The 22,511-nt window shown below is 66.1% G+C and carries 23 protein-coding genes and 1 pseudogene; 11 read left to right on the forward strand and 13 right to left on the reverse strand.

Features of this window, described 5'->3' with window-relative positions; genetic code table 11:
- The first annotated feature begins 61 nt into the window (after nucleotides 1–61).
- Nucleotides 62–1,159 carry an Mrp/NBP35 family ATP-binding protein gene (locus tag LT974_RS11025; RefSeq protein WP_232587703.1) on the forward strand — a complete coding sequence of 366 codons (1,098 nt, stop codon included), beginning with the start codon at nucleotides 62–64 and terminating at the stop codon, nucleotides 1,157–1,159.
- Nucleotides 1,160–1,171: 12 nt separating this feature from the next.
- Nucleotides 1,172–1,387 (forward strand): hypothetical protein, encoded by a 216-nt coding sequence (locus tag LT974_RS11030; RefSeq protein ID WP_232587704.1) that lies wholly within the window; start codon nucleotides 1,172–1,174, stop codon nucleotides 1,385–1,387.
- Here LT974_RS11030 and LT974_RS11035 read toward each other — a convergent pair.
- From LT974_RS11035 to LT974_RS17965, 3 genes and pseudogenes are all read right to left on the reverse strand, one after another.
- A complete protein-coding gene (locus tag LT974_RS11035; protein ID WP_232587705.1) occupies nucleotides 1,384–2,316 on the reverse strand; it encodes a hypothetical protein in 933 nt (310 codons plus the stop codon). The two genes, LT974_RS11030 and LT974_RS11035, sit on opposite strands and share 4 nt — an antisense overlap.
- Nucleotides 2,309–5,008 carry a hypothetical protein gene (locus LT974_RS11040; RefSeq protein ID WP_232587706.1) on the reverse strand — a complete coding sequence of 900 codons (2,700 nt, stop codon included), beginning with the start codon at nucleotides 5,006–5,008 and terminating at the stop codon, nucleotides 2,309–2,311. Before LT974_RS11040 ends, LT974_RS11035 begins: the two co-directional genes overlap by 8 nt.
- 228 nt (nucleotides 5,009–5,236) lie before the next feature.
- Nucleotides 5,237–5,578, reverse strand: a pseudogene (locus LT974_RS17965) (PKD domain-containing protein); the annotation flags it as partial.
- 222 nt (nucleotides 5,579–5,800) lie between these two features.
- On the opposite strand from LT974_RS17965, the gene LT974_RS11045 reads away from it, so the two are divergent.
- The 7 genes from LT974_RS11045 to LT974_RS11075 all read left to right on the forward strand — a co-directional run bounded on the left by LT974_RS11045 (nucleotide 5,801) and on the right by LT974_RS11075 (nucleotide 11,521).
- A complete protein-coding gene (locus LT974_RS11045; RefSeq protein ID WP_232587707.1) occupies nucleotides 5,801–7,684 on the forward strand; it encodes a 2-oxoacid:acceptor oxidoreductase subunit alpha in 1,884 nt (627 codons plus the stop codon).
- 3 nt (nucleotides 7,685–7,687) lie between these two features.
- On the forward strand, nucleotides 7,688–8,626 hold the full coding sequence (locus LT974_RS11050) for a thiamine pyrophosphate-dependent enzyme (RefSeq protein WP_232587708.1): 939 nt from the start codon (nucleotides 7,688–7,690) through the stop codon (nucleotides 8,624–8,626).
- A gap of 148 nt (nucleotides 8,627–8,774) precedes the next feature.
- Nucleotides 8,775–9,203, forward strand: a complete 429-nt coding sequence (lrpA1, locus tag LT974_RS11055) for an HTH-type transcriptional regulator LrpA1 (protein WP_232587709.1) — start codon at nucleotides 8,775–8,777, stop codon at nucleotides 9,201–9,203.
- A 50-nt stretch (nucleotides 9,204–9,253) separates the two neighbouring features.
- The gene (locus LT974_RS11060) at nucleotides 9,254–9,730 is read left to right on the forward strand and encodes an SRPBCC family protein (protein WP_232587710.1); all 477 of its coding nucleotides are present in this window, start codon (nucleotides 9,254–9,256) and stop codon (nucleotides 9,728–9,730) included.
- Nucleotides 9,731–9,761: 31 nt separating this feature from the next.
- Nucleotides 9,762–10,319 (forward strand): NAD(P)/FAD-dependent oxidoreductase, encoded by a 558-nt coding sequence (locus LT974_RS11065; RefSeq protein WP_232587711.1) that lies wholly within the window; start codon nucleotides 9,762–9,764, stop codon nucleotides 10,317–10,319.
- A 137-nt stretch (nucleotides 10,320–10,456) separates the two neighbouring features.
- A complete protein-coding gene (locus tag LT974_RS17775; protein ID WP_269785385.1) occupies nucleotides 10,457–10,693 on the forward strand; it encodes a hypothetical protein in 237 nt (78 codons plus the stop codon).
- Nucleotides 10,694–10,777: 84 nt separating this feature from the next.
- Nucleotides 10,778–11,521, forward strand: a complete 744-nt coding sequence (locus LT974_RS11075; RefSeq protein ID WP_332840560.1) for a DICT sensory domain-containing protein — start codon at nucleotides 10,778–10,780, stop codon at nucleotides 11,519–11,521.
- On the opposite strand, the gene LT974_RS11080 is transcribed toward LT974_RS11075, so the two are convergent.
- The 10 genes from LT974_RS11080 to LT974_RS11125 all read right to left on the reverse strand — a co-directional run bounded on the left by LT974_RS11080 (nucleotide 11,522) and on the right by LT974_RS11125 (nucleotide 19,871).
- Nucleotides 11,522–11,914, reverse strand: a complete 393-nt coding sequence (locus tag LT974_RS11080) for an acyl-CoA thioesterase (protein ID WP_232587713.1) — start codon at nucleotides 11,912–11,914, stop codon at nucleotides 11,522–11,524. It abuts the gene before it with no gap.
- A gap of 51 nt (nucleotides 11,915–11,965) precedes the next feature.
- Nucleotides 11,966–13,765, reverse strand: a complete 1,800-nt coding sequence (locus tag LT974_RS11085; protein WP_232587714.1) for a DEAD/DEAH box helicase — start codon at nucleotides 13,763–13,765, stop codon at nucleotides 11,966–11,968.
- A 417-nt stretch (nucleotides 13,766–14,182) separates the two neighbouring features.
- A complete protein-coding gene (locus LT974_RS11090; protein WP_232587715.1) occupies nucleotides 14,183–15,166 on the reverse strand; it encodes a deoxyhypusine synthase in 984 nt (327 codons plus the stop codon).
- A gap of 80 nt (nucleotides 15,167–15,246) precedes the next feature.
- A complete protein-coding gene (locus LT974_RS11095) occupies nucleotides 15,247–15,498 on the reverse strand; it encodes a type II toxin-antitoxin system HicA family toxin (protein ID WP_232587716.1) in 252 nt (83 codons plus the stop codon).
- Nucleotide 15,499: 1 nt separating this feature from the next.
- A complete protein-coding gene (locus tag LT974_RS11100) occupies nucleotides 15,500–15,769 on the reverse strand; it encodes a type II toxin-antitoxin system HicB family antitoxin (protein WP_232587717.1) in 270 nt (89 codons plus the stop codon).
- Nucleotides 15,770–15,841: 72 nt separating this feature from the next.
- Nucleotides 15,842–16,471 carry a DUF447 domain-containing protein gene (locus tag LT974_RS11105; protein WP_232587718.1) on the reverse strand — a complete coding sequence of 210 codons (630 nt, stop codon included), beginning with the start codon at nucleotides 16,469–16,471 and terminating at the stop codon, nucleotides 15,842–15,844.
- The gene (locus LT974_RS11110) at nucleotides 16,464–17,300 is read right to left on the reverse strand and encodes a triphosphoribosyl-dephospho-CoA synthase (protein ID WP_232587719.1); all 837 of its coding nucleotides are present in this window, start codon (nucleotides 17,298–17,300) and stop codon (nucleotides 16,464–16,466) included. The genes LT974_RS11105 and LT974_RS11110 overlap by 8 nt, the downstream gene beginning before the upstream one ends.
- On the reverse strand, nucleotides 17,297–18,028 hold the full coding sequence (locus LT974_RS11115; protein WP_232587720.1) for a tRNA-dihydrouridine synthase: 732 nt from the start codon (nucleotides 18,026–18,028) through the stop codon (nucleotides 17,297–17,299). Before LT974_RS11115 ends, LT974_RS11110 begins: the two co-directional genes overlap by 4 nt.
- Complete coding sequence (gene cofD, locus LT974_RS11120) at nucleotides 18,028–19,035, reverse strand: 2-phospho-L-lactate transferase (RefSeq protein WP_232587721.1); 1,008 nt, start codon at nucleotides 19,033–19,035, stop codon at nucleotides 18,028–18,030. Before cofD ends, LT974_RS11115 begins: the two co-directional genes overlap by 1 nt.
- A gap of 74 nt (nucleotides 19,036–19,109) precedes the next feature.
- Nucleotides 19,110–19,871, reverse strand: coding sequence for a DUF7537 family lipoprotein (locus tag LT974_RS11125; protein ID WP_232587722.1), 762 nt, complete (start codon nucleotides 19,869–19,871; stop codon nucleotides 19,110–19,112).
- A 123-nt stretch (nucleotides 19,872–19,994) separates the two neighbouring features.
- On the opposite strand from LT974_RS11125, the gene LT974_RS11130 reads away from it, so the two are divergent.
- Complete coding sequence (locus LT974_RS11130; RefSeq protein WP_232587723.1) at nucleotides 19,995–21,221, forward strand: HD domain-containing protein; 1,227 nt, start codon at nucleotides 19,995–19,997, stop codon at nucleotides 21,219–21,221.
- A gap of 239 nt (nucleotides 21,222–21,460) precedes the next feature.
- A complete protein-coding gene (locus LT974_RS11135) occupies nucleotides 21,461–22,492 on the forward strand; it encodes an amidohydrolase family protein (protein ID WP_232587724.1) in 1,032 nt (343 codons plus the stop codon).
- The last annotated feature ends 19 nt before the right edge of the window (nucleotides 22,493–22,511 follow it).

The following is a 22,511-nucleotide window of genomic DNA, read 5'->3' on the forward strand; positions in this document are numbered from 1 at the left end:
GTCTCGGCCGCACGTTCGTTCGACACAACCCTTATCGGCGCACCACCTCCTACTCGCGGGCATGAACGAAGACGACGTGCTGGACCTCCTCCGCGACGTCGAGGACCCCTCCCTCGACGACGATAGCGAGGCGCAAAGCGCCTCGGACCATGCGAGCGGGCAAAGCCAGCGAGCAGACATCGTCTCCCTCGGCCTCGTCAACGACCTCGACGTCGACGGCGACAAAGTCACCCTCTCACTCGCGCTCGGTGCGCCCTACTCGCCGACAGAAACCGACATCGCCGGCCGCGTCCGCGAAGTGCTCGCCGACGCCGGCCTCGAACCCGACCTCACGGCCGCCATCCCCGACCGCAACGGCGGCGACGTGCTCCCCGGCGTCAAGAACGTCATCGCGGTCGCCTCCGGCAAGGGCGGCGTCGGCAAGTCCACGGTCGCCGTCAACCTCGCCGCCGGCCTCTCCGACCGCGGCGCCCGCGTCGGCCTCTTCGATGCCGACATCTACGGCCCCAACGTCCCCCGAATGGTCGACGCCGACGACCACCCACGCGCTACGGAGAGCGACACCATCGTCCCGCCCGAGCGCCACGGCATGAAACTCATGAGCATGGCGTTCATGGTCGGCGACGACGACCCCGTCATCTGGCGCGGTCCCATGGTCCACAAGGTCCTCACGCAGCTCGTCGAGGACGTCGAATGGGGCAACCTCGACTACCTCGTCGTCGACCTCCCGCCGGGCACCGGCGACACCCAACTCACGATGCTCCAAACGGTCCCCCTCACCGGTGCTGTCGTTGTCACCACCCCACAGGACGTCGCCGTCGACGACGCCCGTAAAGGCCTCCGCATGTTCGGCCGCCACGACACCACCGTCCTCGGCATCGCCGAGAACATGAGCGGGTTCGTCTGCCCCGACTGCGGCGGCACCCACGACATCTTCGGCAGCGGCGGCGGCCACGACTTCGCCGACGAGAACGAACTCCCGTTCCTCGGCTCCATCCCTCTCGACCCCAGCGTCCGACAGGGCGGTGACACGGGGGAGCCCGTCGTTCTCGACGACGACAACCAGACCGGCGAAGCGTTCCGCGAGTTCGTCGCCGAAACCGCCGACATGGTTGGGCTCGTCCACCGCCGCAACGCCAGCCGACCCGCCAAACACTGACAACTCAGGACGATGTCTGACTACGACGACGCCGAGAAACGTGACGTGCTTCGCGCTGTCGCGGACGACCTCCGCGAGGAAGACTCCGAGGAGGCCGAACGCATCGCCGCTATCGTCCATCGCGTCAGCGACATCTACGACGAAGACGAGGACGTCGACGCCCAACACGTCTATCTGAACATGCGGAACATCCTCCAAATTTCCGAGCAGGGCGGTATCGAGCGCTAGGCCGCCCGCCGCCAGAGGACTGCTCCAATTAGTGTTAGGACGATGAGCGCTGCGCCCGCGCGTCGTTCCAGTGGCGACAGCGCCTCGTCGTCTACGTACCCTTCACGGTACTGGCGTGCCGTCTCGTTGTTGTAGTCGCTCTCTACAGTTCCCCCAGGGACCTGCTCGAAGTGGTCGTCCCACGCGTTCGCGGTTTCGTTCGGTTTCGCGATGAACTCCTTCTGGTCGAACTTTCCTTCTGGTTGGCCGGTGTCGTTATACACCATCACCTTGCCCGCGATTACGTCATCAGGGTCTTCGTCAAGCTTGAATTTGAAATCGCTCGAATTCCCCGGTTGCGGGGCTCCGATTTCGAATTCGTTGTCGGTTTCGAAGGTCTCCGTCCGTACGTGGAGTGCGTATGCTCGCTCCCCTGGATTGTGGACAGTGGAAACGAGTTCTGTCGAATCACTGCTTCGAACGACTCGTACATCACTAACATACGGAGTGGGGATTTCAGGACTTGATGCGTTTAGGTGGTGTGTGAAATTGAATGTGAACCTCTGCCCACTCACAACTACACGTACTGAGTGATTATCTTGAGTGGTATCGAGGTACTTAGTCACATCTCTTGACACGGATTTTGATTCCCCGCTCTCCAAATCTGGCATCTCCGGACTAAACCCATCACCGTCAACCCATAAACCAAATTCGCCCGGATATTCTATCTCTCCCTTATTTTTGACCTCTACGCAGACCCGGTTATCCTCCTCCAAGAACCCCACAAGATATATTATATGTAGATTAAACCTCTCTTCTCTATCAACTACCTTGTATTCCTTTGTCCCTCCACATGGACTCTCCGATTGCTCTGTGGGGAGGGCAGTAGCAGGTGGGACGGCAGTAAGAGCGAGTACAAGTACAACAAGGAGGATCCTCTTACTATCCATACTTTTCCTCTGCATTCTTGGTTAATATATCTTCAATTTTATCTAGGTTAATAACTCCTTCTTCCGTGTATTCGACTACCCGGTAGGTCTCTCGGCTCTCCATCTCTGGCAACCGCTTCGTGTCTTCCCGTGCGAAGTACTTCGTGACGGTGACGTTTGCTTGGCCGATCGTCTTGGAAACCGAGTCGCCAGCTCTGAGACTACTGACTCTCGTCGTCTTCGTTCCGGTCTGCTTACTTAGGATCCACTGCTCGCTCGGCACAGTTCTCTTGATCCGAATATTTTTGGAACTAGCCGCGCTCTCGGCCATAAATCGGTGGTGTACGATCTTCCACGGCTGCCACTCGTACGAGGCTGGATCGACTAACGTACGGTTCTCTGCCAAGTACACGTCTCGAGTCGTGGAGCGTTCGTGTTCCACCTCGTACTCGTACTGCCGCTCGTACTCCGGATTGCGGACGGTTACTTGCCGAATGTCACCTGTGTACTCGTGGGTGTAGCTTCGGGGTCGCGTCGACCAGTACGTTTTCTGCACCGTCCGACTTCGAGTGACCTCCCTCGTTCGAGTGACAGTGTGAGTCTCTGTCGTCGACACTGTCGTTTGGTACGTCATGCAACCGAACATGCCGCACTTCTCCCTGAGTTTAATCTCCGACTCCGTCGTCGTGTACGTGTCCTCGTACGTTTCAGTCGTCTCGTACGTCTTAGTTGTCCTGTACCGGAACCGCTTTTCAGTCCGATACTCGCCGTCCCGCACGCGTTTTTGTCGGGTGTCTCCGGTAAAGGTCCCAGAACCACCCCGATTGAAGCGCCACTCGTTCTCGGTCGTTGTCCACGTCTGTTTCTCGGTAGTCGTTCCGCTCGCCGACCACTCGGGGTTAGATTCCAAGAAGAACTGTCGGCGTCCACGCTCGTAGAACCGCATCTCATCTACGTCGTACTCGACTGAATCCGTTTTCACGTACTTCTCTAACTGGAACTCACGCCCTGCTTCGTTCACCTGTTGGACTTCGTACCCAGAGTTCACGAGGTCGTCTCGAACGTCCTCGTCAACCGTTCTCCGAACGGTGTATTCGGGTCGCTCGACGAGATATGCTACAGATGTCGAGATGTCCGTTATCTCGCTGAACGTGGATGCATACACCACGGGCTGAGGCACCGTTGTGTTGTACTCCATGTGCGGATGCAGCGTGGGATGCGACGAGAGGTTGATAGCCCCGTTACGGAACGCCTTCGCTGGAATCTCGATCGTCCACCGATGCCACCGCCCCCAGCCCTCGGGGTCCCGATCGTCCACTTGGCTGAGGTCCTCTTTGATAAGCTCGTGGTCGGTTACGGACCCGTGTTCCGGACGAACTTCGAATGAGATGTCCTCTTCGTACGTACGCTTCGTTAGGTAGTAGCGCTCAGAGTCCACCGAGACAGTAACAGTCTCGTTCGGGTAGAACGGACCGTTGTTCTCGATTGTCGGGTTGTCGAGTTCTGGTGCGAACCAATCCAGAAGACCGGATGAATTCGTGCTCTGATGTTGCTTGTCGACCAGTTGTAGCCGCACAATACTCCCCGAGGAGAGCCCCACCCTAGACTGCTCTTGGTCCGCGTCGACTCCTCGCCAGTGGTACTCTACCGGAGAACCGTCCGGGTCGAAGGACTTCCGCGCATCAAAAACGATTCCTCTTAGCCGATTGTGTTCCGTTTGCGGGTCAATAGTCTCCATACGGATCTCGGGTGGAGAAAGTGTGACCGGGATCGAGTCGCTCGTTCGATTGGTGTAGTCATTTACGCGCCATCGAACCTCCGAGAATGCACTAATGTCTGCCATTCTTTTCCTGTATGATGATTTTTCAAGAACTAGAAGGCCACCCTCATCAATTGATTTATTTAATTCCGATTCCTGTTTCGCCCCAGTCATCCGCATAAGGGCGTCTATACTCTCCGGCTCCACACCGTTCAAATCAACTTTCACCCGATACGTCGCCGTATAACGTGATTCGTCGATGCGTGGGTGGTACTGGTCGAGTGGGCCGTCTTGAACGAAGCCGGCCGACACGACTTCGGGTGGCCCGGGAACCTCGACGTTTCGGATGGCAACGTCGGTTTGTCCGCGGGCGTCGCGAGCCCGGACCGTAATCGTGTGATTACCCGGTTCGAGGGATTCGAGATACGTCGTCGTAGTGAGGCTGCCTCCGCTAACGCGACCACCCAGGCTGTCCGTAGTGAGCGTTTCGACCGGCTCGCCGTCGGCGTGCACCGTGACCGTGTGGAGGTTTTCGTAGTCGTCAGTGGCGTCGATGGTGACGGGAACGACGCTGCTGTTCTCGACTTCGACGGTGGTCAGTTCGGGTGCAGGGTCAGCAACCACGGTTCGGCTGTTGTCGGAGAACGTGGCGACACCGGCGTCCGTCGCGGCGTAGAGTTCGTGGACGCCCGCGGTGAACGAACGAGTGGTGCTGGTGCCGGTCTCGACTCGCCGACCGTCTTGGAGCCACGTGCCGGAGACGCCGTTCGTGAGTTCGTAGTCGGCCGTGAGCTCGCCGTGGCCCGTCACGACCTGTGGGCCGGCGACGTCGGCGTCGTCGGAATTCTCAGTCGAGTCGCTACCCGCCGACCCGGTGGTCGAGGCTTCGACGACCGTCGTGGACGTTTCGGCGCTGTCTCGCTGTCCGTCTTCGTCGATTGCGGTGACGGACACGACGTGCGTCCCGGTGGTCGGGAAGCGAACGGTCCGGGTCGTGGTGTTCGCGTCGCCCGAGGCCGTCTCTGTCGCGACGTGTTCGCCGTCGACGCGCCAGACGAGCCGGTCGAGCGGTGCGCTGCCGGCGCTGGCGTCGGCGGTGAATCGTGCGGGGTCGCCAGTCGTGGTTTCTGCCGGCCCAGCGAGCGACGCGGTGGGCGAGTCGCCGGGTTCGACGGTGACGTACAGCGTGTCAGTCGACGTGGCTCCTTCGTCGTCGGTGACTTCGAGCGTGACGCGGTACGTACCGGTCGCTTCCGCCTGGAAGCGGGTCTGCTGACAGTCCCGACACTGCGGCGTCGTGGGGTTCGTCGCGTCACCGGATTCGGCCGCGACGGTCCAGCGGTAGCGTTCGACAGTCCCGTCGGGGTCACGGGAACCCCCGGCGTCCAGATAGACCGCCGTTCCCCGAGTGACGTTTTGGTCGAGGCCCGCGTCGGCGAGCGGGGCCTCGTTCGATGCGGCGATGCCTGGTGTCGCCACCGCGGCGAGAACGAGGCATGCAGCGAATAGGTACGCTGATTTCACACTACCTAAAATTGAACCTACTAACTACTATATAAAATTTCATAGCTAAATTTCAAGTATTATAATTACGGGTCTCGCCGACTTTCCGGCAGGTTCGCGGGGCTTCCGAGCCGTGTGCGGCATACCTTCATCATCTTTCTATGATAATGGATAGCAAACGATTTAGTGTGGGTCCGACCAACACCCTACTAACGGTCCGAGCACGGGCCAGAGGGTTACACTATGACTGATGACGAACTCATCTGGCGAGTGGCAGGGGGTTCCGGTGACGGAATCGACTCCACGAGTCAGAACTTTGCGAAGGCGTTGATGCGTTCAGGCCTCGACGTCTTCACGCACCGACACTACCCGTCCCGCATCCGCGGCGGCCACACGTACGTGGAGATTCGTGCGCGGGACGAGAACGTAACGTCACGCGGCGACGGTTACAACTTCCTGCTCGCGCTCGGGGACTCGTTCGCACGCAACCCCAGCGAGCACGCCGTCTACGGCGACGAGGAAGTGAAGCCGCTCTCCGAGAACCTCGACGACCTCCGCGAGGGCGGGGTCATCGTCTACGACGAGGGCCTCCTCGACGTAGAGGACGTCCCGAACTTCGAGGAGCGCGCCGAGGAGAACAACTGGCACGTCTATCCGCTTGACCTCCGGTCGCTCGCCAAGGAGCACGGCCGCGAGGTCATGCGCAACACCGCCGGCGTGGGTGCGACGGCCGCACTCGTCGACATGGACCTCGACCACATCGAGGACCTGATGTCGGACGCGATGGGCGGCGAGATTCTCGAACAGAATCTCGAAGTCCTCCACGACGCCTACGAGCAGGTCAACGAGATGGACCAATCCCACGACCTGACGGTGCCCACGGGCGAACACGACGAGGAGCAGGTCCTCGTCTCCGGCAGCCACGGCATCGCGTACGCGGCCATCGACGCCGGCTGTCGGTTCATCTCCGGCTACCCGATGACGCCGTGGACGGACGTGTTCACCATCATGACGAACCTCCTGCCGGACATGGGCGGCATCTCCGAGCAGGTCGAGGACGAAATCGCGGCGGCGGCGCTCGCGGTCGGCGCGAGCCACTCCGGCGTGAAGTCGATGTCCGGGTCCTCGGGCGGTGGCTTCGCGCTGATGAGCGAGCCGCTCGGTCTCGCGGAGATGACCGAGACGCCGCTGGTTCTGCTCGAAGCGATGCGCGCGGGTCCCTCCACGGGGATGCCGACGAAGCCCGAGCAGGCCGACCTCGAACACATCCTGTACACGAGTCAGGGTGACAGCCACCGCGTCGCCTTCGGGCCCAGCGACCCCAAGGAGTGCTACGAGCAGACGCGGACGGCGTTCGAGCTCGCCTACGACTATCAGATCCCGTCCATCGTGGTCTACGACCAGAAGCTCTCCGGCGAGTACCGGAACGTGGACGCGTCCTTCTTCGACCGCGACCCGAAGCCGGACCTCGGGAGTACGCTCACCGAGGAGGAGATCGCGGAGGCAGCCCACGACGAGACCGGGAAGTTCGAGCGCTACCAGCACGACGTCGAGGACGGCGTCAGTCCGCGCTCGATTCCCGGCCAGTCGGGCGGCCGCTACCTCGCGTCCGGCAACGAGCACTGGCCGACCGGCCACATCGCCGAAGACCCCGACAACCGCGTCGCGCAGGTCGAACGCCGGCTCCAGAAGCTCGACGCCATCCGCGACGACCTCGACGAGTGCGACCAGCAGGTCGTCTACGGCGACGAGGACGCGGACTTCGGGCTCATCGCCTGGGGCAGCCAGCAGGGCACCGTCGAGGAAGCCGTCGCACGCATGAACGACAACGGGAACGACGTGAAGGCGCTGGGCGTCAGCGACCTCTCCCCGTTCCCGGTCGAGGGCGTGCGGGAGTTCATCGAGAGCGTCGACGAAGCCATCGTCGTGGAGATGTCCTCGACGAAGCAGTTCCGCGGGCTCATCCAGAAGGAGCTCGGGAACGTCGACGGCAAGCTCTCCAGCCTCCTGAAGTACAACGGCAACCCGTTCGAGCCCGCCGAAATCGTCGAAGCGGTCGAGCTCGAACAGGACGGCGGCGGGGAACCGACCGCTCAGACTACCCTCGAACCTGCGGCAGGTGACTAATCCATGAGCAAAGCGTTCAGCGCAATCGAAGAGGAACGGGAGGTCGAACGGGACGAGTTCACGCCCGGCATCGAGCCGCAGCCGACGTGGTGTCCTGGCTGTGGTGACTTCGGCGTCTTGAAGGCGCTGAAGGGTGCGATGGCGGAGCTCGGCAAGGATCCCGAGGAAGTGCTTTTGTGCACCGGTATCGGCTGCTCTGGGAAGCTCAACAGCTACTTCGAGAGCTACGGCTTCCACACGATTCACGGTCGCTCCCTGCCCGTGGCCCGCGCCGCGAAGCTCGCCAACCACGACCTCGAGGTCGTGGCGGCGGGCGGCGACGGTGACGGCTACGGCATCGGCGGGAACCACTTCATGCACACCGCCCGGGAGAACCACGACATGACCTACATCGTGTTCAACAACGAGGTCTTCGGCCTCACGAAGGGCCAGACGTCGCCGACGTCGCCGAAGGGCCACAAGTCGAAGACCCAGCCTCACGGGAGCGCGAAGGACCCGATTCGACCGCTCTCGATGAGCCTGTCGGCGGGCGCGTCCTACGTCGCCCGCACGGCGGCCGTCAACCCGAACCAGGCCCAGGAAATCATCGTGGAAGCCATCGAGCACGACGGCTTCTCTCACGTCGACTTCCTGACCCAGTGCCCGACGTGGAACAAGGACGCCAAGCAGTACGTCCCCTACGTCGACGTGCAGGACAGCGACGACTACGACTTCGACATCACCGACCGCCGCGAGGCGGCCGATCTGATGCACGAGACCGAAGACGCCCTCTACGAGGGCACCGTCCTCACCGGGCGTTACTACAAGGACGAGGAGCGCAACTCCTACCAGCAGGAGAAGCAGCAGCGCGGCGACATGCCCGAGGAACCGCTCGCGGAGCGATACTTCGACGAGGACTACGACTGGGAGCGCTCGCACGACTTCATCGAGCGCCACAAGTAGCGTTCCACTCCGGCCCGACTCCGATTTCTTTCGCGACCTGTCACCGAGCAGCCGACGGCTTCGGCGCGCGACCACGACGCTTCCCGCCCACAGTGGCGCGACTTTCTCATTCGGAAGATATTTTTTCACAGGCGCCAAAACGAGGGGCGTGAGCACCGAATCGACGGAAGACCGAATCCTCGCCGCGCTCGAGGAGGACGCGCAGGCGTCGTACGCCGACATCGCCGCCCGCGCGGACGTCTCGAAGCCGACGGTCCGGAAGTACATCGACAAACTCGAAGACGAAGGCGTCATCGTCGGCTACTCCGCGGACGTCGACCCGAAGAAACTCTCCGGGCAGTCCATCGCGCTCGTGGGCATCGACGTGGCCTCCGAGCGGTACGTGGAGGCGACGCGCGACCTGAAGGACCTGGAGGCGGTCCACGCGCTGTACACGTCCAGCGGCGACCACATGCTGATGGCCGAAGTCCGGGCCGCCGACGGCGACGCGCTCGGCGAAGTCATCAGCGACGGGATTCACGGCATCGACGGCGTCACCGCCGCCCATCCCTCGTTCCTGCAGGAGCGACTCAAGTAGCCGAACGACCCCGCCGCTGGAGTTTTGCACGCGCCCCGCGAACGACGTGTATGGCGACCTTCGAGCGGGAGTTGCGGGTTCACGCGCCGCTTGCCGACGTGTGGGCGTTCCACTCCACTATCGACGGCCTGCGGTCGTTGACGCCGGACTGGCTCAACCTCCGCGTCGAGGAAATCGAGCGCCCGGACGACGAACCCGAGGCCCACGTCCTCACGGCGGGCACGCGGATTCACGCGTCCGTGCAGCCGTTCGGCGTCGGGCCGCGGCAGACGTGGGTCTCGCACATCACCGCCCGCGAGGAGGGCGAGGACACCGCGTACTTCGTGGACGTGATGGAGGAGGGACCGTTCCCCGAGTGGGAGCACACGCACCTGTTCTACGCGGACGGCGACGAGACGCTGATTCGGGACCACGTCGAGTACCGCGCGCCGGTCGGCGGTATCGGCGACGAGGCGGCGCGTCTCGGGCTCGCGCCGATGTTCTGGTACCGCCACCGCCGGACGCGCGACATCCTGGACGGGCCGTAGCTTTAACCGGCGAGCGGGAGAATACTCGACTATGACACACGTCATCGTCGTCGGCGGCGGTCCCGCCGGCCTGAGCGCGGCGCTGTTCACGGCGAAAAACGACCTCGAAACGACCGTCTTCGACACCGACGAGACGTGGATGCACAAGGCCCACCTCTTCAACTACCTCGGCATCGACTCCGAGGACGGCACGGCGTTCCTCGAGGACGCCCGCGAGCAGGTCGACGAGTTCGGCGTCGACCGCCACCAAGGCGAGGAAGTCACGAGCGTCGAGCAGTCCGGCGACGGCTTCGCGGTGACGACCACGGACGGCGAGTACGAGGCCGACTACGTTATTCTCGCGACGGGCGCGAGCCGCGACCTCGCGGAGGACCTCGGTGCCGCGTTCACCGACGACGACGTCGTCGACGTGGATGTCGACATGGAGACGTCCGTGGAGGACGCCTACGCCACGGGCGCGATGGTGCGCGTCGAGGAGTGGCAGGCCGTCATCTCCGCCGGCGACGGCGCTGCGGCCGCGCTCAACATCCTCTCGAAGGAGAAGGGCGAACACTACCACGACTTCGACACGCCCGCGGACGCCGAGTGACCTGTCGGCCACTCGTGCCCGCGCTCACTATCGTTCGCACGGACGCGGAATAACGGGGACACTTCTGTCCGCGATTGCGGCGTAACAGCGACTCCCGCGAGCGCAATTCCTTTTCCTGCGGCCGGCAACGTCCAGCCGTGAGTGCCGACGACCCCGTCGTGCCGCCGATGGCCGCGGTCGCGGTCGCCGTCGTCGCGCCGTTCGCGTTCCGCGAGCGCCACGAACTCTCCGGCGTCTCGGGTGCGGACTGGCTGGTCGGGAGCACGCTGCTCGCGCTCGCCGTCTTCGGGCAGGTACCCGGCGTGTTCACCGTCGCGGGCGGCGTCGTGGTGCTCGTCGGCATCGCGGTCACGACGACGGGCCGTGCGACGTGACCACAGCAGCCGCCCCGTTTCGGCGACCGTCGCTCAGCCACGCGGATTTATGACCCGTGCCGAACACGAATCACGTACGTAGTGATGGCTGACGAGGCTACTCCACCGCTATCTGACATCGTCGACCGCGTCGACGAGCGCGCGCTCACGCTGACGCTGTACAACGTCGACGCGCCGCGGTCCGTGCTGCAGGCCATCCAGTCGTACTTCGCGGTGCAGTCGGTGGACCTGCGGCGCGCCGCCACCGACGACGGCATCCCGCGGAACTTCGTCGTGCTCCACGACGACAGCGAGTTCGTCGCGGCGTCGTCGTTGCAGTCGCTGTACCGTGTGGTCCAGCCGGACTCCCCGCTCATCGACGTCTCCGCCCCCGAGGAAATCGAGTACCCGGAACTGTTCCGCCACATCGACCGGTCAGTATTCACCGACTACGGCCGCGACCGGATGGTCGTCGCGTCCCGCGAAATCGAGTCGAGCGCCCACCAGCTCGGTGGGACGCTGCACGCGGGCTTCCAGCGGCTGTCGAACCTGCGGCCGCAGTACCGGCTCTACGAACGGCTCGCGGCCGCAGGCGTCGACACCCACATCTACGGCCGGCCGAACTGGGACGTGCCGACCGACGCCCACACGATTCACGCCTACGAGGACGACGAAATCACGAACACGTGGTTCGTCGTGCTCGACGCCGACAGCGACGAGGACAAGCGCGCGCTGCTCGCCGAGGAGCGCGACGACGACCAGTTCTACGGCTTCTGGACGTTCGACGCGGACATCGTCGACACGATTCTCGCCCGGCTCGACGTATTCCCGGCGACCGGGCCCGTGTAGCTACTTCCCATCGAACGCCGCCCGCCACGCCTTCGGGACCGGGTGGCTCGCTCCGGTGTCCGGGTCGATTGTGACCTGCACGGACTCGGCTTCGACGGCGACGCTGTCCTCGTGGCGAATCTCGTAGGCCATCGTGAAACTCGACCCGCCGACGTCCGTGACGTCGATTGCGACCTCGACGGATTCGGCGTGCCGGACGGGCTCGACGAAGTCCACGTCGAGGTGCGCGACGACCATCGAGAGGTTCTCCATCGACAGCCCCGCGTGCTCCGCGAGGTACGCGACGCGGGCTTCCTCCAGGTAGGTGACGTAGACGGCGTTGTTCACGTGCCCGAGCGTGTCGTGGTCCTGGTAGCGCACGTCGACCGTGGTCGTGAACGGGAACTCGGTCATCGTCGGCAGTGTGCCTTCCGGCGGCTTAATGGGCGGGGTTCGGCCCCCGGGTCAGGCCTGCTCGCTGCCGGACTCCGTGACGCGGACGCCCTTCGCGGCGAGGTGACGCATCCGGCTGCGGGCGTCGTCCTCCTCCTCGGTCCCGCGCGTCGCGAGCACGAACAAAAGCGACTGGCCACCCGGACGCATCGTCCGGCCGGCGCGCTGGGCACCCTGCCGGCGGCTGCCGCCCAGCCCCGAGGCGACGATGGCGAGTTCGGCGTCCGGCAGGTCGATGCCCTCGTCGCCGATGCGGGAGACGACGAGCGTGTTCAACGCACCCGTGCGGAATCGGTCGAACAGCGCCTCCCGTTCGGCGTGGCGGGTCTCCCCGCTGACGAACGGCGCGTCGATGGCCGCCGAGAGCCGTTCGCCCTGTTCGAGGTAGTCCACAAACACGAGCGCCTGCTTGTCGCCGTGCTGGCGCAGCAGGTGTTGCACCTCCTCGTCTTTCGCGGGGTTCTCGGCGGCGAGCCGGCGGCGCGTGTGCCCGCTCTCGGCGGCGTACTCGTAGCGTGCGTCGTCGTCGCGCCACGGCACGTACCGAATCTCGACGGTGGGTTCGGCGACGTAGCCCGCGTCGAACAGCGCGTCCCAATCGGTGCCGATGGGCGGCCCGACGAGCGTGTAGATGTCCTCCTCCTTGTCGTCCTCGCGAACCGGCGTCGCGGTGAGCCCGAGGCGGTGCTTGCTCTGGAGGTCCGCCGACCGGCGCGCGACCTCCGCGGGGATGTGGTGGACTTCGTCGTAGACGACGAGCCCCCACTCCCGGTCGTCGAAGACGTGGCGGTGGCGGTCCATCCCCGCGGTCTGGTAGGTAGCGATGGTGACGGGGCGCACGTGCTTCGTGCCGCCGTGGTACTCCCCGATCTGGTCGCGTTCGAGGTTCGTGTGCGCGAGCAACTCCTCGCGCCACTGCGCCGCGAGTTCGCGACTCGGCACCAGAATCAGCGTCTCGCCGCCGACGGCTTCGAGCACGCCCATCGCGGCGACGGTCTTCCCGGAGCCCGGCGGCCCGACGAGCACGCCCGAACTCGCGTCGACGAAGCGCTCCACCCAGTCCTGCTGGTAGTCCCGGAGGCCGAGGTCGAGGTCGACATCCAGGGATTCGCCGGTCTCGAGGTCGCGCTCGTCCTGGACGGGGTAGCCGGCCTCGTAGAGCGTGCGCTTCAGTTCCGCGACCTTGTTCTCGGCGACCCACGCCTCCGTGTCCGAGATGGGCGCGCGAATCACGTCGTCGGCGAGGTGCTGGTCGGCGACGTTCCCGAGCAGGCTCTCGGTCTTCGCTTCGAGGACGACGTAGCCGTCCTCGTGCGTGACGAGCCGGAAGCGCGTCGCGCGCGTCCACTGCTCTTCGACCCAGTCCTTCAGCCCGGGGCAGTCCCGCGGGAGCACGCGGTCCATCGCCGCCAGCAAGTCGTCCAGGCTCTCGAACGGTGCCGCCCACACGTCCTCCTCGCGCACCACGTACCGGTAGCTGCCCGTGCGAGTGGTGTCCGCGAGGTGCGCGAACCTCGACAACTGGGCGCGCGTGAACTGCGCGGGCTGGTCGACGACGATTTCCCGGCGGTCCGGGAACGGCACGACCCGCTCGCGGTCCGTCAGTTCCAGCCAGTCCCGCGGATACCACACGACCGGGTCGTTCTCCACGTCCGCGCGCTCCACGTCACCCGATTCAGCGAGTTCGGCGAGGGCGTCGGCAGCCGCCGCCTGCGTGCAGTCGAGCTCCCGGGCGACCTGCGCGGCGGTCGCGACGGGCCGACCCACGGCTTCGAGGGCGTCGTGGAACGCCTCCTTGGAGATGTCAGTCACTACCCGTGGTAGGGCGCGCGCGGAAAAACGGGTTTCGGGTCTAGGTGTCGGAGTACGTCGGGCATTCGTTGTCTCCTCATACACCTGAAATCCCCCGACCGGCTACGCTCGCGCGGCTCGCTCTTTCGAGAGCGGGCGAACGCGAAGCGTTCGCAGCCCTCGCGAATTGCGACGAGAGACGCGACGCGTCTCTCGGACCACGCTCCTCGGCCTTCGGCCTGCGGTGCTTGTTCCGGGCGAGCAAGCTCGCCCGGCGTTCACGGAGCGCGTCGCGCTCCGTTCACTAGCGGGACCTCCGGTCCCGCCCAGTTCGCCTCACTGCGTTCGGCTCACCGTCGCGCGCGCCGACCGCGCCGGGGCTTTCGAGGAGAACGAATCGAAGAGATCCGTGTATGCCGAGCGACTCCGAACGTCGCGCTACTCCGAATCCCGCTCGAACGCACCGGCGACGAGCAGCGGGAAGACGAGCGTGGCTTCGGCTTCGATTTGGGTGTAGTTGGTCTCCGTTTCGTCCTTGATCTTCCCCCAGGAGACGGCTTCTTCCGGTGGTGCGCCCGACAGCGAGCCGTCGCCCTCCATGCCGGTGGAGATGTAGACGGCGTATTCGGCACCGCCGCGGAAGAGGTTCGTCATGATGGCGTGGTGTTTCGGGACGCCGTCGCCGACCGCGATGAGGCCCGTGGTGTCCGCGAGCAGGCCTTCCTCGATGAGGGAGTCGTAGTCGTCGACGATTTCGATGCCGACGTCGGAGTCGTAGCCCTGCCGGTAGTAGTAGAGGAAGTTCCCGATTTCGGCGTCGGTGAGCGCGGGGCAGAACACGGGGACGTCCTGGTCGGCGGCGTTCTTCAGCACGGAATCCTCGTCGTCGAGGGTCTCGCCGAGTTCCTTCGCGAACGCCGTGGGCGTGCGCACCTTCTCCTCGGCGAAGAAGTCCTCGAAGAAGTCGTAGAGGTACTCTTCGAGCCAGACGTAGCGGTCCGAGGGCACGAAGATGTTGCCGAGGCGGTTGATGCCCTCATCGCGGAGCGCGGCCTCGTCGGCGTCCCACTCGCCCATCTTGAACGGCTTCGCGGTCTTGATGACGTCCTCGGTCAGGGAACCCGAGGTGGTGATGATGACGTCGACGTGGCCCTCGCGGACGAGGTGTGCGACGACCTCGCGCAGCCCCGAGGAGATGATGTTCGACGTGAACGTCAGGTAGACGGTGGCGTCGTCCTCGCGCATGTCCCGAACGATATCGACGCCCTCCGCGAGGTGCGTCGCTTGGAAGCCCGTGGTCGCGTATGCGTCCAGCATCTCGAAGAAGTCGAAGTCGCCGCGGAAGTCGTACCCGCGGACGTCCTCGGTGTCCAGCTTGCCGTCCGAGCCCGGGAGGACGTTGTCGCGTGTCTCGTCGGTCATGCCACCGGATAGTGGCCGCGCGAATTTGAACGTCCCGACATGCGACGAACTCTACGGACGTGGTGGGCCTCGTAACCAAACTACGCGTTGCGGTCGACCCACTCACAGAACGCGTCGAAATCACGTGCGCCCGCGCTCTCCGCGATGCCGCGGAGCGTCCCCGTGCGGAGTTCGTCGTGCAGCGGGACGGTCACCTGTCGCTGGTCGTCGTCGTTCGTCGGATGCTCGTAGTACAGTTGCACGTGGTCGCCGGTCGTTCGACGCCATTCGAAGCCGCCGTGGTTGACGAGGACGCGCACGACCTCGCCACCGGAGAACGTTCGCCGCCCCATCTCAGTCAAGCACGTCCGGCGGTTCGTCGTTGCCGGTCTCGTTGTCAGCGGGGTCGACGCCGAGTTCTCGGAGTTCCTCGGAAGTCGGCTCCCGACCGACGTCGTCCTCGTGGAGCGAAACGGCGTCGTCGAGGTTCGCCAGCGCGTCCTCCCGAGTCTCGCCCTGCGTCGTAACGCCGGTTTCGACGTCCTCGGCGACCCACCAGCCGTCCTCACGCCAGAGGCGAATTTCGTCCTCGTGGGCCTCGCCGTTCCGCGTGGAACTCGCCATCACGACAAGGTTGGCCGACCAACCGTATAAGGATTCGGCGGGGAGACAGTGCGCTACGCAGTTCCACCGTAGCTACCACTCGCCGTCGACGTGCTCGCACACCCGCTGGATGGCCTCGCGTTCGCGCTCGCCGCCGCACTTGCGCGCGACATCCTCGAAGAACCGCAGGCGCTCACGCAGCGTCTCGGTGTCGTAGGCGGGCACGTCCAGCCGCGACGCCGCAACCGTCGCCTCCACGACTGCGTTGAACCCGCGGTTTATGGTGGGTGGCGACGCCCGGACGACTTCGCTCTCGACGGGATGGAGTTCCCAGTGCTCGCGCCGCGTGTCGTCGTCCTCGTCCGTGTCGACGTGTTCGGCTTCGACCTCGACCCACGCGTCCGCGGCGTCGAGCACAGGAGAGGGCTCTTCACGAATCGAGAGCGCGGCGTCCACGAACACGACGGGGTCGGCGACGAACTGGACGTAGCCGCCGCCCTCGCGGTGGAAGTTGCGGCGGGTGCGCGTGTTCCCCCACGTCGTCGCCGTCACCGCACCTCCGTCCTCGGGAGCTGCTCGCGGCTCGCGAGCGTCGCCGCTCGCTCGTTCGGCGCCTGCGGGCGCCTGCACCCCTAGTGCGGCGACGTTCCACAGGTCGTTGGGCCCGCGCGTCGTCACGACCGTCTCCGTCGTCCCGCGCAGCGCGACGGGCCACTCAGCCATGGACGGCCACCCCGCGTTCGAGCGCGACGAACACCGCGGCTGCGGTGAGGTCTGCGGTCGTCCCGGGGTTGATGCCGCGCTCTACGAGGTCGTCCGCGAACTCCTGGACTTCCTCGGTGTCGGCGCGCTGCAGAGAGAGCGCGCGCTCCTGGACCTGGCGGGCGACACCCTCGCCGTGCGCGGTGACGACGAGCGTGTCGAGCTCCTCGGCGAGCAGCGTGAGGAACGCCGAGGCGGCGCGGTCGGTGAGCGGCCCACGCTCCGCCTCGATGCGGGCGGCCGCGCGGAAGACGCGCGGGAAGCCCTGTAGCCACTCGCTGGCGTTGGCGTCGTGGTCGGTGCCGAGTTCCATCACGTCTTCGAGCGTGAGGTCGCGCTCGCGGAGCGCGGGAATCGCGGCCGCGCCGCGGCGCGCGTCCAGCGCGTCGATGCCCTCTGGCGGGTCCGGGACCGCGACCTCGGCGTGCTCGAACGCCCGGTAGAACGCTTCGGCGTCCGCGACGGTCGTCGCCTCGACGACCTCGGTGACGCCCGCTGGCGAGAGGTCGCCGCGGCTCGCGGCGCGCACGAGCGGCGTCAACAACAGCAGGCAGCCGAACTGCGTGTTCGTCCCGCTGCCGTCGGCCATCCCCGCGACGGCTGTCTCGAAGGCGTCGCCGACCGGGCCGTCCTTGGCGGCGTCGAGGCCGTCGCGCGCACCCACCGCGCCAGCGAGGAACTGCTCGAAGTGGAGGTCCGCGAGGTCGCGCTCGCGGTCGACGTTCCCGGGTTTCGGCGTGCCCGCGACCTCCACGAGCAGCGCGAGTTCGGCGTGCTCGGCGGGCGTCACAGGAACCACTCCTTGACCGCGGCGTACACCGATTGCACGTGCTCGGGGTCGCGGCTCGGTCGGCCGACGCTGACCGCGTCCGCACCGTACGCGAGATACTCGAAGACGTCCTCCCGATTGCGGACGCCGTTGTTCGCGACGACGAAGCAGTCCGTCGCCTCGGCGACGTCGCGGACGACGCGCCGCGAATCCATCGCGTCCACGTGGATTGCATCGGCACCGGCGCGCTCGATGGCTTTTGCGAGCGTCGGCAAGTGGACGCCCTCGACTTCCGCGCGGACTTTCACGGAGACTGCCGCGCCTACGTCGCTGGCCGTCTCGACCTGCTCGCAGAGTCGCTCGATGTCCCGCAGCAGCGCCTCGCCAGCGCCGACATCGCACATCTCGTCCTGCCGGCAGTGCGCGTTCACTTCGAGTATCGCGTCGTGGTCGGCGCAGACCGCCGCAGCCTCCCGTAGCGGGTCGAGTTCGACCGCGCGGGCGTTTACGCCCGCGCGGAGGAACGCGTCGTCGAGTTCGGCGAGCTGGTCGTCGACGAACGCGATTGGGTCCGCAGGGAGGAACTCCTCGCGGTCGCGTTCGACCATCGCACGGGCGGCCTCGCGGGTCGGTTCGTCGATGGCGATGCCGCCGAGGAAGGCTGCGCCGGCGGGGCGCGCGCAGGCTTCTGCCCACTCGGCGTCAGACTCACCGCTGAGGCTCGCGAGCGCGACGCGCGGCGCGAACATCAGGCCACCTCCCCGCTCGCGCGCTGGAGTGCCTCACGGCACGCACGAGCGACCCGTTCGGCGTCCGCGTCGTCGTTCATCTCGGTGTCCGTGTGGACGACCGGCCGGTCGAGGCTCGTGCCATCGGCGTCGTCGAGCACGAACGCGTCCGCGAACGGGTAGGCGTCCGCGACGCCCGCCGTCGACGGGTCGTAGCCGACTGCCGCCATCAGTTTCGCCGCCGGCCCGGAGAACACCTCGTCCTCGACGAATGGAGAGACGGCGACAACTGTGGACTCGCGGAGCGCCTCGCGCACGCCGTCGAGGGCGAGCATCGGGCCGATGCTCGTGACGGGGTTCGAGGGGCCGATAATCACGGGGCCGTCCCGGAGCGCGTCGAGGGCGGCGTCTGCGGGTGCGGCGTCCTCCGCGCCCCGGAACGCCACGTCCTCGACCGCGGGGTCGCCGTTCTCCGCGACCCAGAATTCCTGAAAGTGAAGTTCGCCGTCGGGCGTGTGGACGATGGTTGCGACCGGGTCGTCGCTCATCGGCACGACGTCGGCCCTGAGGTCGAAGGCGTCCGCGAGCGTCCGCGTGACCTCCGTGAGGGAGTTGCCTTCGTCGAGGAGGCTGGTGCGGAGCACGTGGACCGCGCGGTCGCGGTCGCCGATGAACATGAACTCCGAGGCCGCGGAGAACCGCCGCCAGCGCGCGAGGTCGCGGCCCGTCGTCTGTCGGTCGTCGGGGAGGTAGCGCGGGCCCGGTTCGATGCCGGCGTTCCGCGAGAGGTCGGCGAGGTAGTCGTGGGTCGTCGCGTCGTCGCCCTCGATGCCCCACCACGTCTCGCGGTCCAGTACGTCGCCGCCCTCGAAGAGCACGGTGTCGACGTCGGGACAGACGAGCACGCCGCCGAGTTCCACGTCGTCACCGGTGTTCGCGACGACCGTGAGTTCGGCGGGGTCGAAGACCTCGCGGCCGCCCGCGAGGAGTTTGGGGGTGCCCGTCCCCCCGGCGAGGAACGTCGTCATGGCTCGTCGTCGGGGCGCAGTCCGGTAAACCCTTGCGTCACCGGAGTACGAGCGCAGAAGCAGACCGGAGAGAATCAGGCGGAGGTGTTCGCGCGCGCCTCGTCGAGCCACGCGGGCTCGGAGACGGTCGTCGAGCCGACGTCGACGTACCGCTGGCCGACGGAGACGGACGCTTCGCCGCTGCCCGTGTCGACGGATATCGAGTACCCGAACCGCTTCACGAGACCGTCGTCGGTGATGTGGACGTTCGCGCTGACGTTCGTGATGTTCTCCGTGTCGAGGTTGGCGAAGCCGGGCGCGGACTCGTTGACGGCGTCGACGCCGTTGGCCTCGTAGACGTGCACAGTCGTGCCGTCGACGCTCTCAGTGCCGGTGTGGGAGAATTCGAACAGGCCGACGAACGACGCCAGCTGGCCGCTCGTGAGCCGGGACGCGTTCGGGCTCTGCTGGGGGACCGTATACTGGGTCTGGTTGCCCGCGGTGACGCGTTGGAACGCCGTGTCGTTGCCATAGCCGAACTGCTGGACGTTCTGACTGCCGACCGTCCGGTTGGAGAAGTACGCACCCGAGGCGAGGTCGAGGGCGGTCGAGCCCTCACGGGTGAGCGACTGGTCGCCCTGCGACTGGGTCGACGTGGTGGTGAGCGTGAACGACCCGGCCTCGCGAACCACGGCCTCGTGGTTCTCCGCGACAGTCGTCCCGTTCAGCGGCGACTCGTACACTGGGGCGGCTCCGTCCGCGGTTCCGGGTGCCGTCGTTCCACCGCCTCCGCCGGCGCTACAGCCGGCGAACACGAGGAGGGCTGCGACGGCGACAGCCGCAATCTGTTTTCGCATGCCACCGGATTCGGCAGGCGAGCGGAAAACCCCTCCGAACGCGGCCACAGTAGCGGACGCAACCGACAGCCCGCAGACGGCCGGGCCACGGGTTTTTAGGCGAGAACGCCGAACCACGGCCTAATGTCGACCATCAAGGACAGCGTCCACGACCACATCGACGTCGGGGGCGTCGCTGCGGACCTGCTCGACACGCCGCCCGTCCAGCGGCTCCGCCGCATCAAGCAGTTGGGCACGGTCGCGCTCGTCTACCCCTCCGCGAACCACACCCGTTTCGAGCACTCCTTGGGCGTCTTCCACCTCGCCGACCGCGCGCTCGACCACCTCGACATCGCCGGCCAGCGCGCGGACCGCGTGCGCGCCGCCGCCATCCTCCACGACGTCGGCCACAGCCCGTACAGCCACAACATCGAGGGCGTCGTCGCCCGCGGCACCGGGAAAGAACACGACGATGTCGACGAACTCGTCACCGAGGGCCGCGTCGCCGCCGTCCTCGACGACCACGACATCGACCCCGAGGAGGTCGCGGCGCTGATTCGCGGCGACGGCGAACTCGCCCAGTTGGTCGCGGGGGAGTTGGACGTGGACCGGATGGACTACCTCGTGCGCGACGCCCACCACACCGGCGTCCCCTACGGCACTATCGACCACGGCCGCCTCGTCCGCGAGTTGACGTTCATCGACGGCGACCTCGTGCTCGACGAAGGCAACGTCCAGACCGCCGAATCCCTCCTACTGGCGCGCGCGCTGATGAACCCGACCGTCTACAGCCACCACGTCGCCCGCATCAGCAAGTCGATGCTGCGCCGCGGCACCGAAGCCCTCCTCGATACCGCGGCAATCGACGCCGAGCAGCTCCGCCGCATGGACGACCACGAACTCTCCGTCGCGCTGCGCAGCCACGAGCAGAGCCAGCAGTTCGGCCGCCGGCTCGCCGAGCGAGACCTCTACAAGCGCGCCGTCTGGGCGGAGATGGGCGACGTCAGCGACGACCTGCTCGACGCCAACCACGACGAAGTCCGCGAGTTCGAGGAACAGGTCGCGGCGGACGCCAACGTCGACCCGGACGCCGTCATCCTCGACGTGCCCGGGAAGCCGTCGATGCGCGAATCCACGACCGGCGTGCTCGTCGGCGGCGAAGTCCGGCGGCTGGACGAGCAGTCCACGCTCGTGCGCGCGCTCCAGGTCGCCCAGCGCGAACAGTGGCGTCTCGGCGTCTATACGCCCGAAGCGCACGTCGAAGCCGTCGGGCAGGCCGCCGAGCGCATGCTCGGCCTCGAAACAGACGGCGCGCTCATCAGTGACGTGAACACGCCCGGGCGGTACGCGTCGTTGGCAGAGTTCGAATAGCGTGCTCGAACGCAGTGAGAGCACGTTAATGCGAGCGCGGAGCGCGTGCTCGACCAACGGGAGAGCACGGAACGACGAACGGTGAACGGAGTGAACCGTGAGCGAAGCGATGCGCGAGTAGCGTGGCCGACTGAAAAGAGGCCACGTTAGAGCGAACGGCGACCAGCGGGAGCCGTGAGAAGAGTGCCCGACCCGCCGCGTCGAGTAACCTTCACGGTACCGGAGGTGCACCTCCCGGTATGGAACTCTCCGGCACCGTCCTCTGGGGCGGGGACTACGAGCCCGTGGAGGGCACGCTCGTCGTCGAGGACGGCGAAGTCGTCCGACTGGACGAGGAGTTGACCGACTCCGAGGACATCGTGTTGCCGGCGTTCGTGAACGCCCACACGCACCTCGGGGACTCCATCGCGAAGGAGGCGGGCCGCGGACTCACGCTCGAAGAGCTCGTCGCGCCGCCGAACGGCCTGAAACACCAGTTGCTCCGCGAGGCGAGCCGCGGGGAACTCGTCGCAGGGATGCGCCGCAGCCTCCAGTTCATGCACCAGACCGGCACCACGCGCACGCTCGAATTCCGAGAGGGCGGCGTCGAGGGCGTGCACGCGCTCAGTGAAGCCGCCGAAGGGATTGGCGTCGACCCGTTCATCTTCGGGCGAGAGACACCGGACGTGCTCGACGCCGCCGACGGGTTCGGGGCGAGCGGCGCGGCGGACGGCGAGTTCGGGCGCGAGCGCAACGCCGCCCGGGACGCCGGGAAGCCGTTCGCTATCCACGCCGGCGAGGTGGACTCGCGGGACATCAACCCCGCCATCGACCTCGACCCGAACCTGCTCGTGCACATGGTCCACGCCGAACCGCTGCACCTCGACCGCGTAGAGGACAACCAGATTCCGGTCGCGGTGTGCCCGCGCTCGAACCTCGTGACGGACGTCGGGCTGCCGCCCGTCAGCGACCTGCTCGACCGCACGACGGTCGCGCTCGGCACGGACAACGTGATGACGAACAGCCCGTCGATGTTCCGCGAGATGGCGTTCGCGTCGAAGCTCTTCGACGTCTCCGCCCCCGACGTGCTGCGGATGGCGACCCGCGCGGGAGCCGAAGCAATCGGGGAGAACCACGGCGTCCTCGAAGCCGGCCGCGAAGCCCGCGTGCTCGTGCTGGACGGCGACTCGGACAACCTCACCGGCGTCCGCGACCCGGTGCGGGCGGTCGTGCGCCGCGCCGGCGCTAGCGACGTGAAGCGCGTGGTCACGCCCGAATCGCTGGCGGAGTAGCCACGGGCCGGGATTCCGC

It is taken from the genome of Halobacterium noricense, assembly GCF_021233435.1.
GTDB lineage: Archaea > Halobacteriota > Halobacteria > Halobacteriales > Halobacteriaceae > Halobacterium > Halobacterium noricense.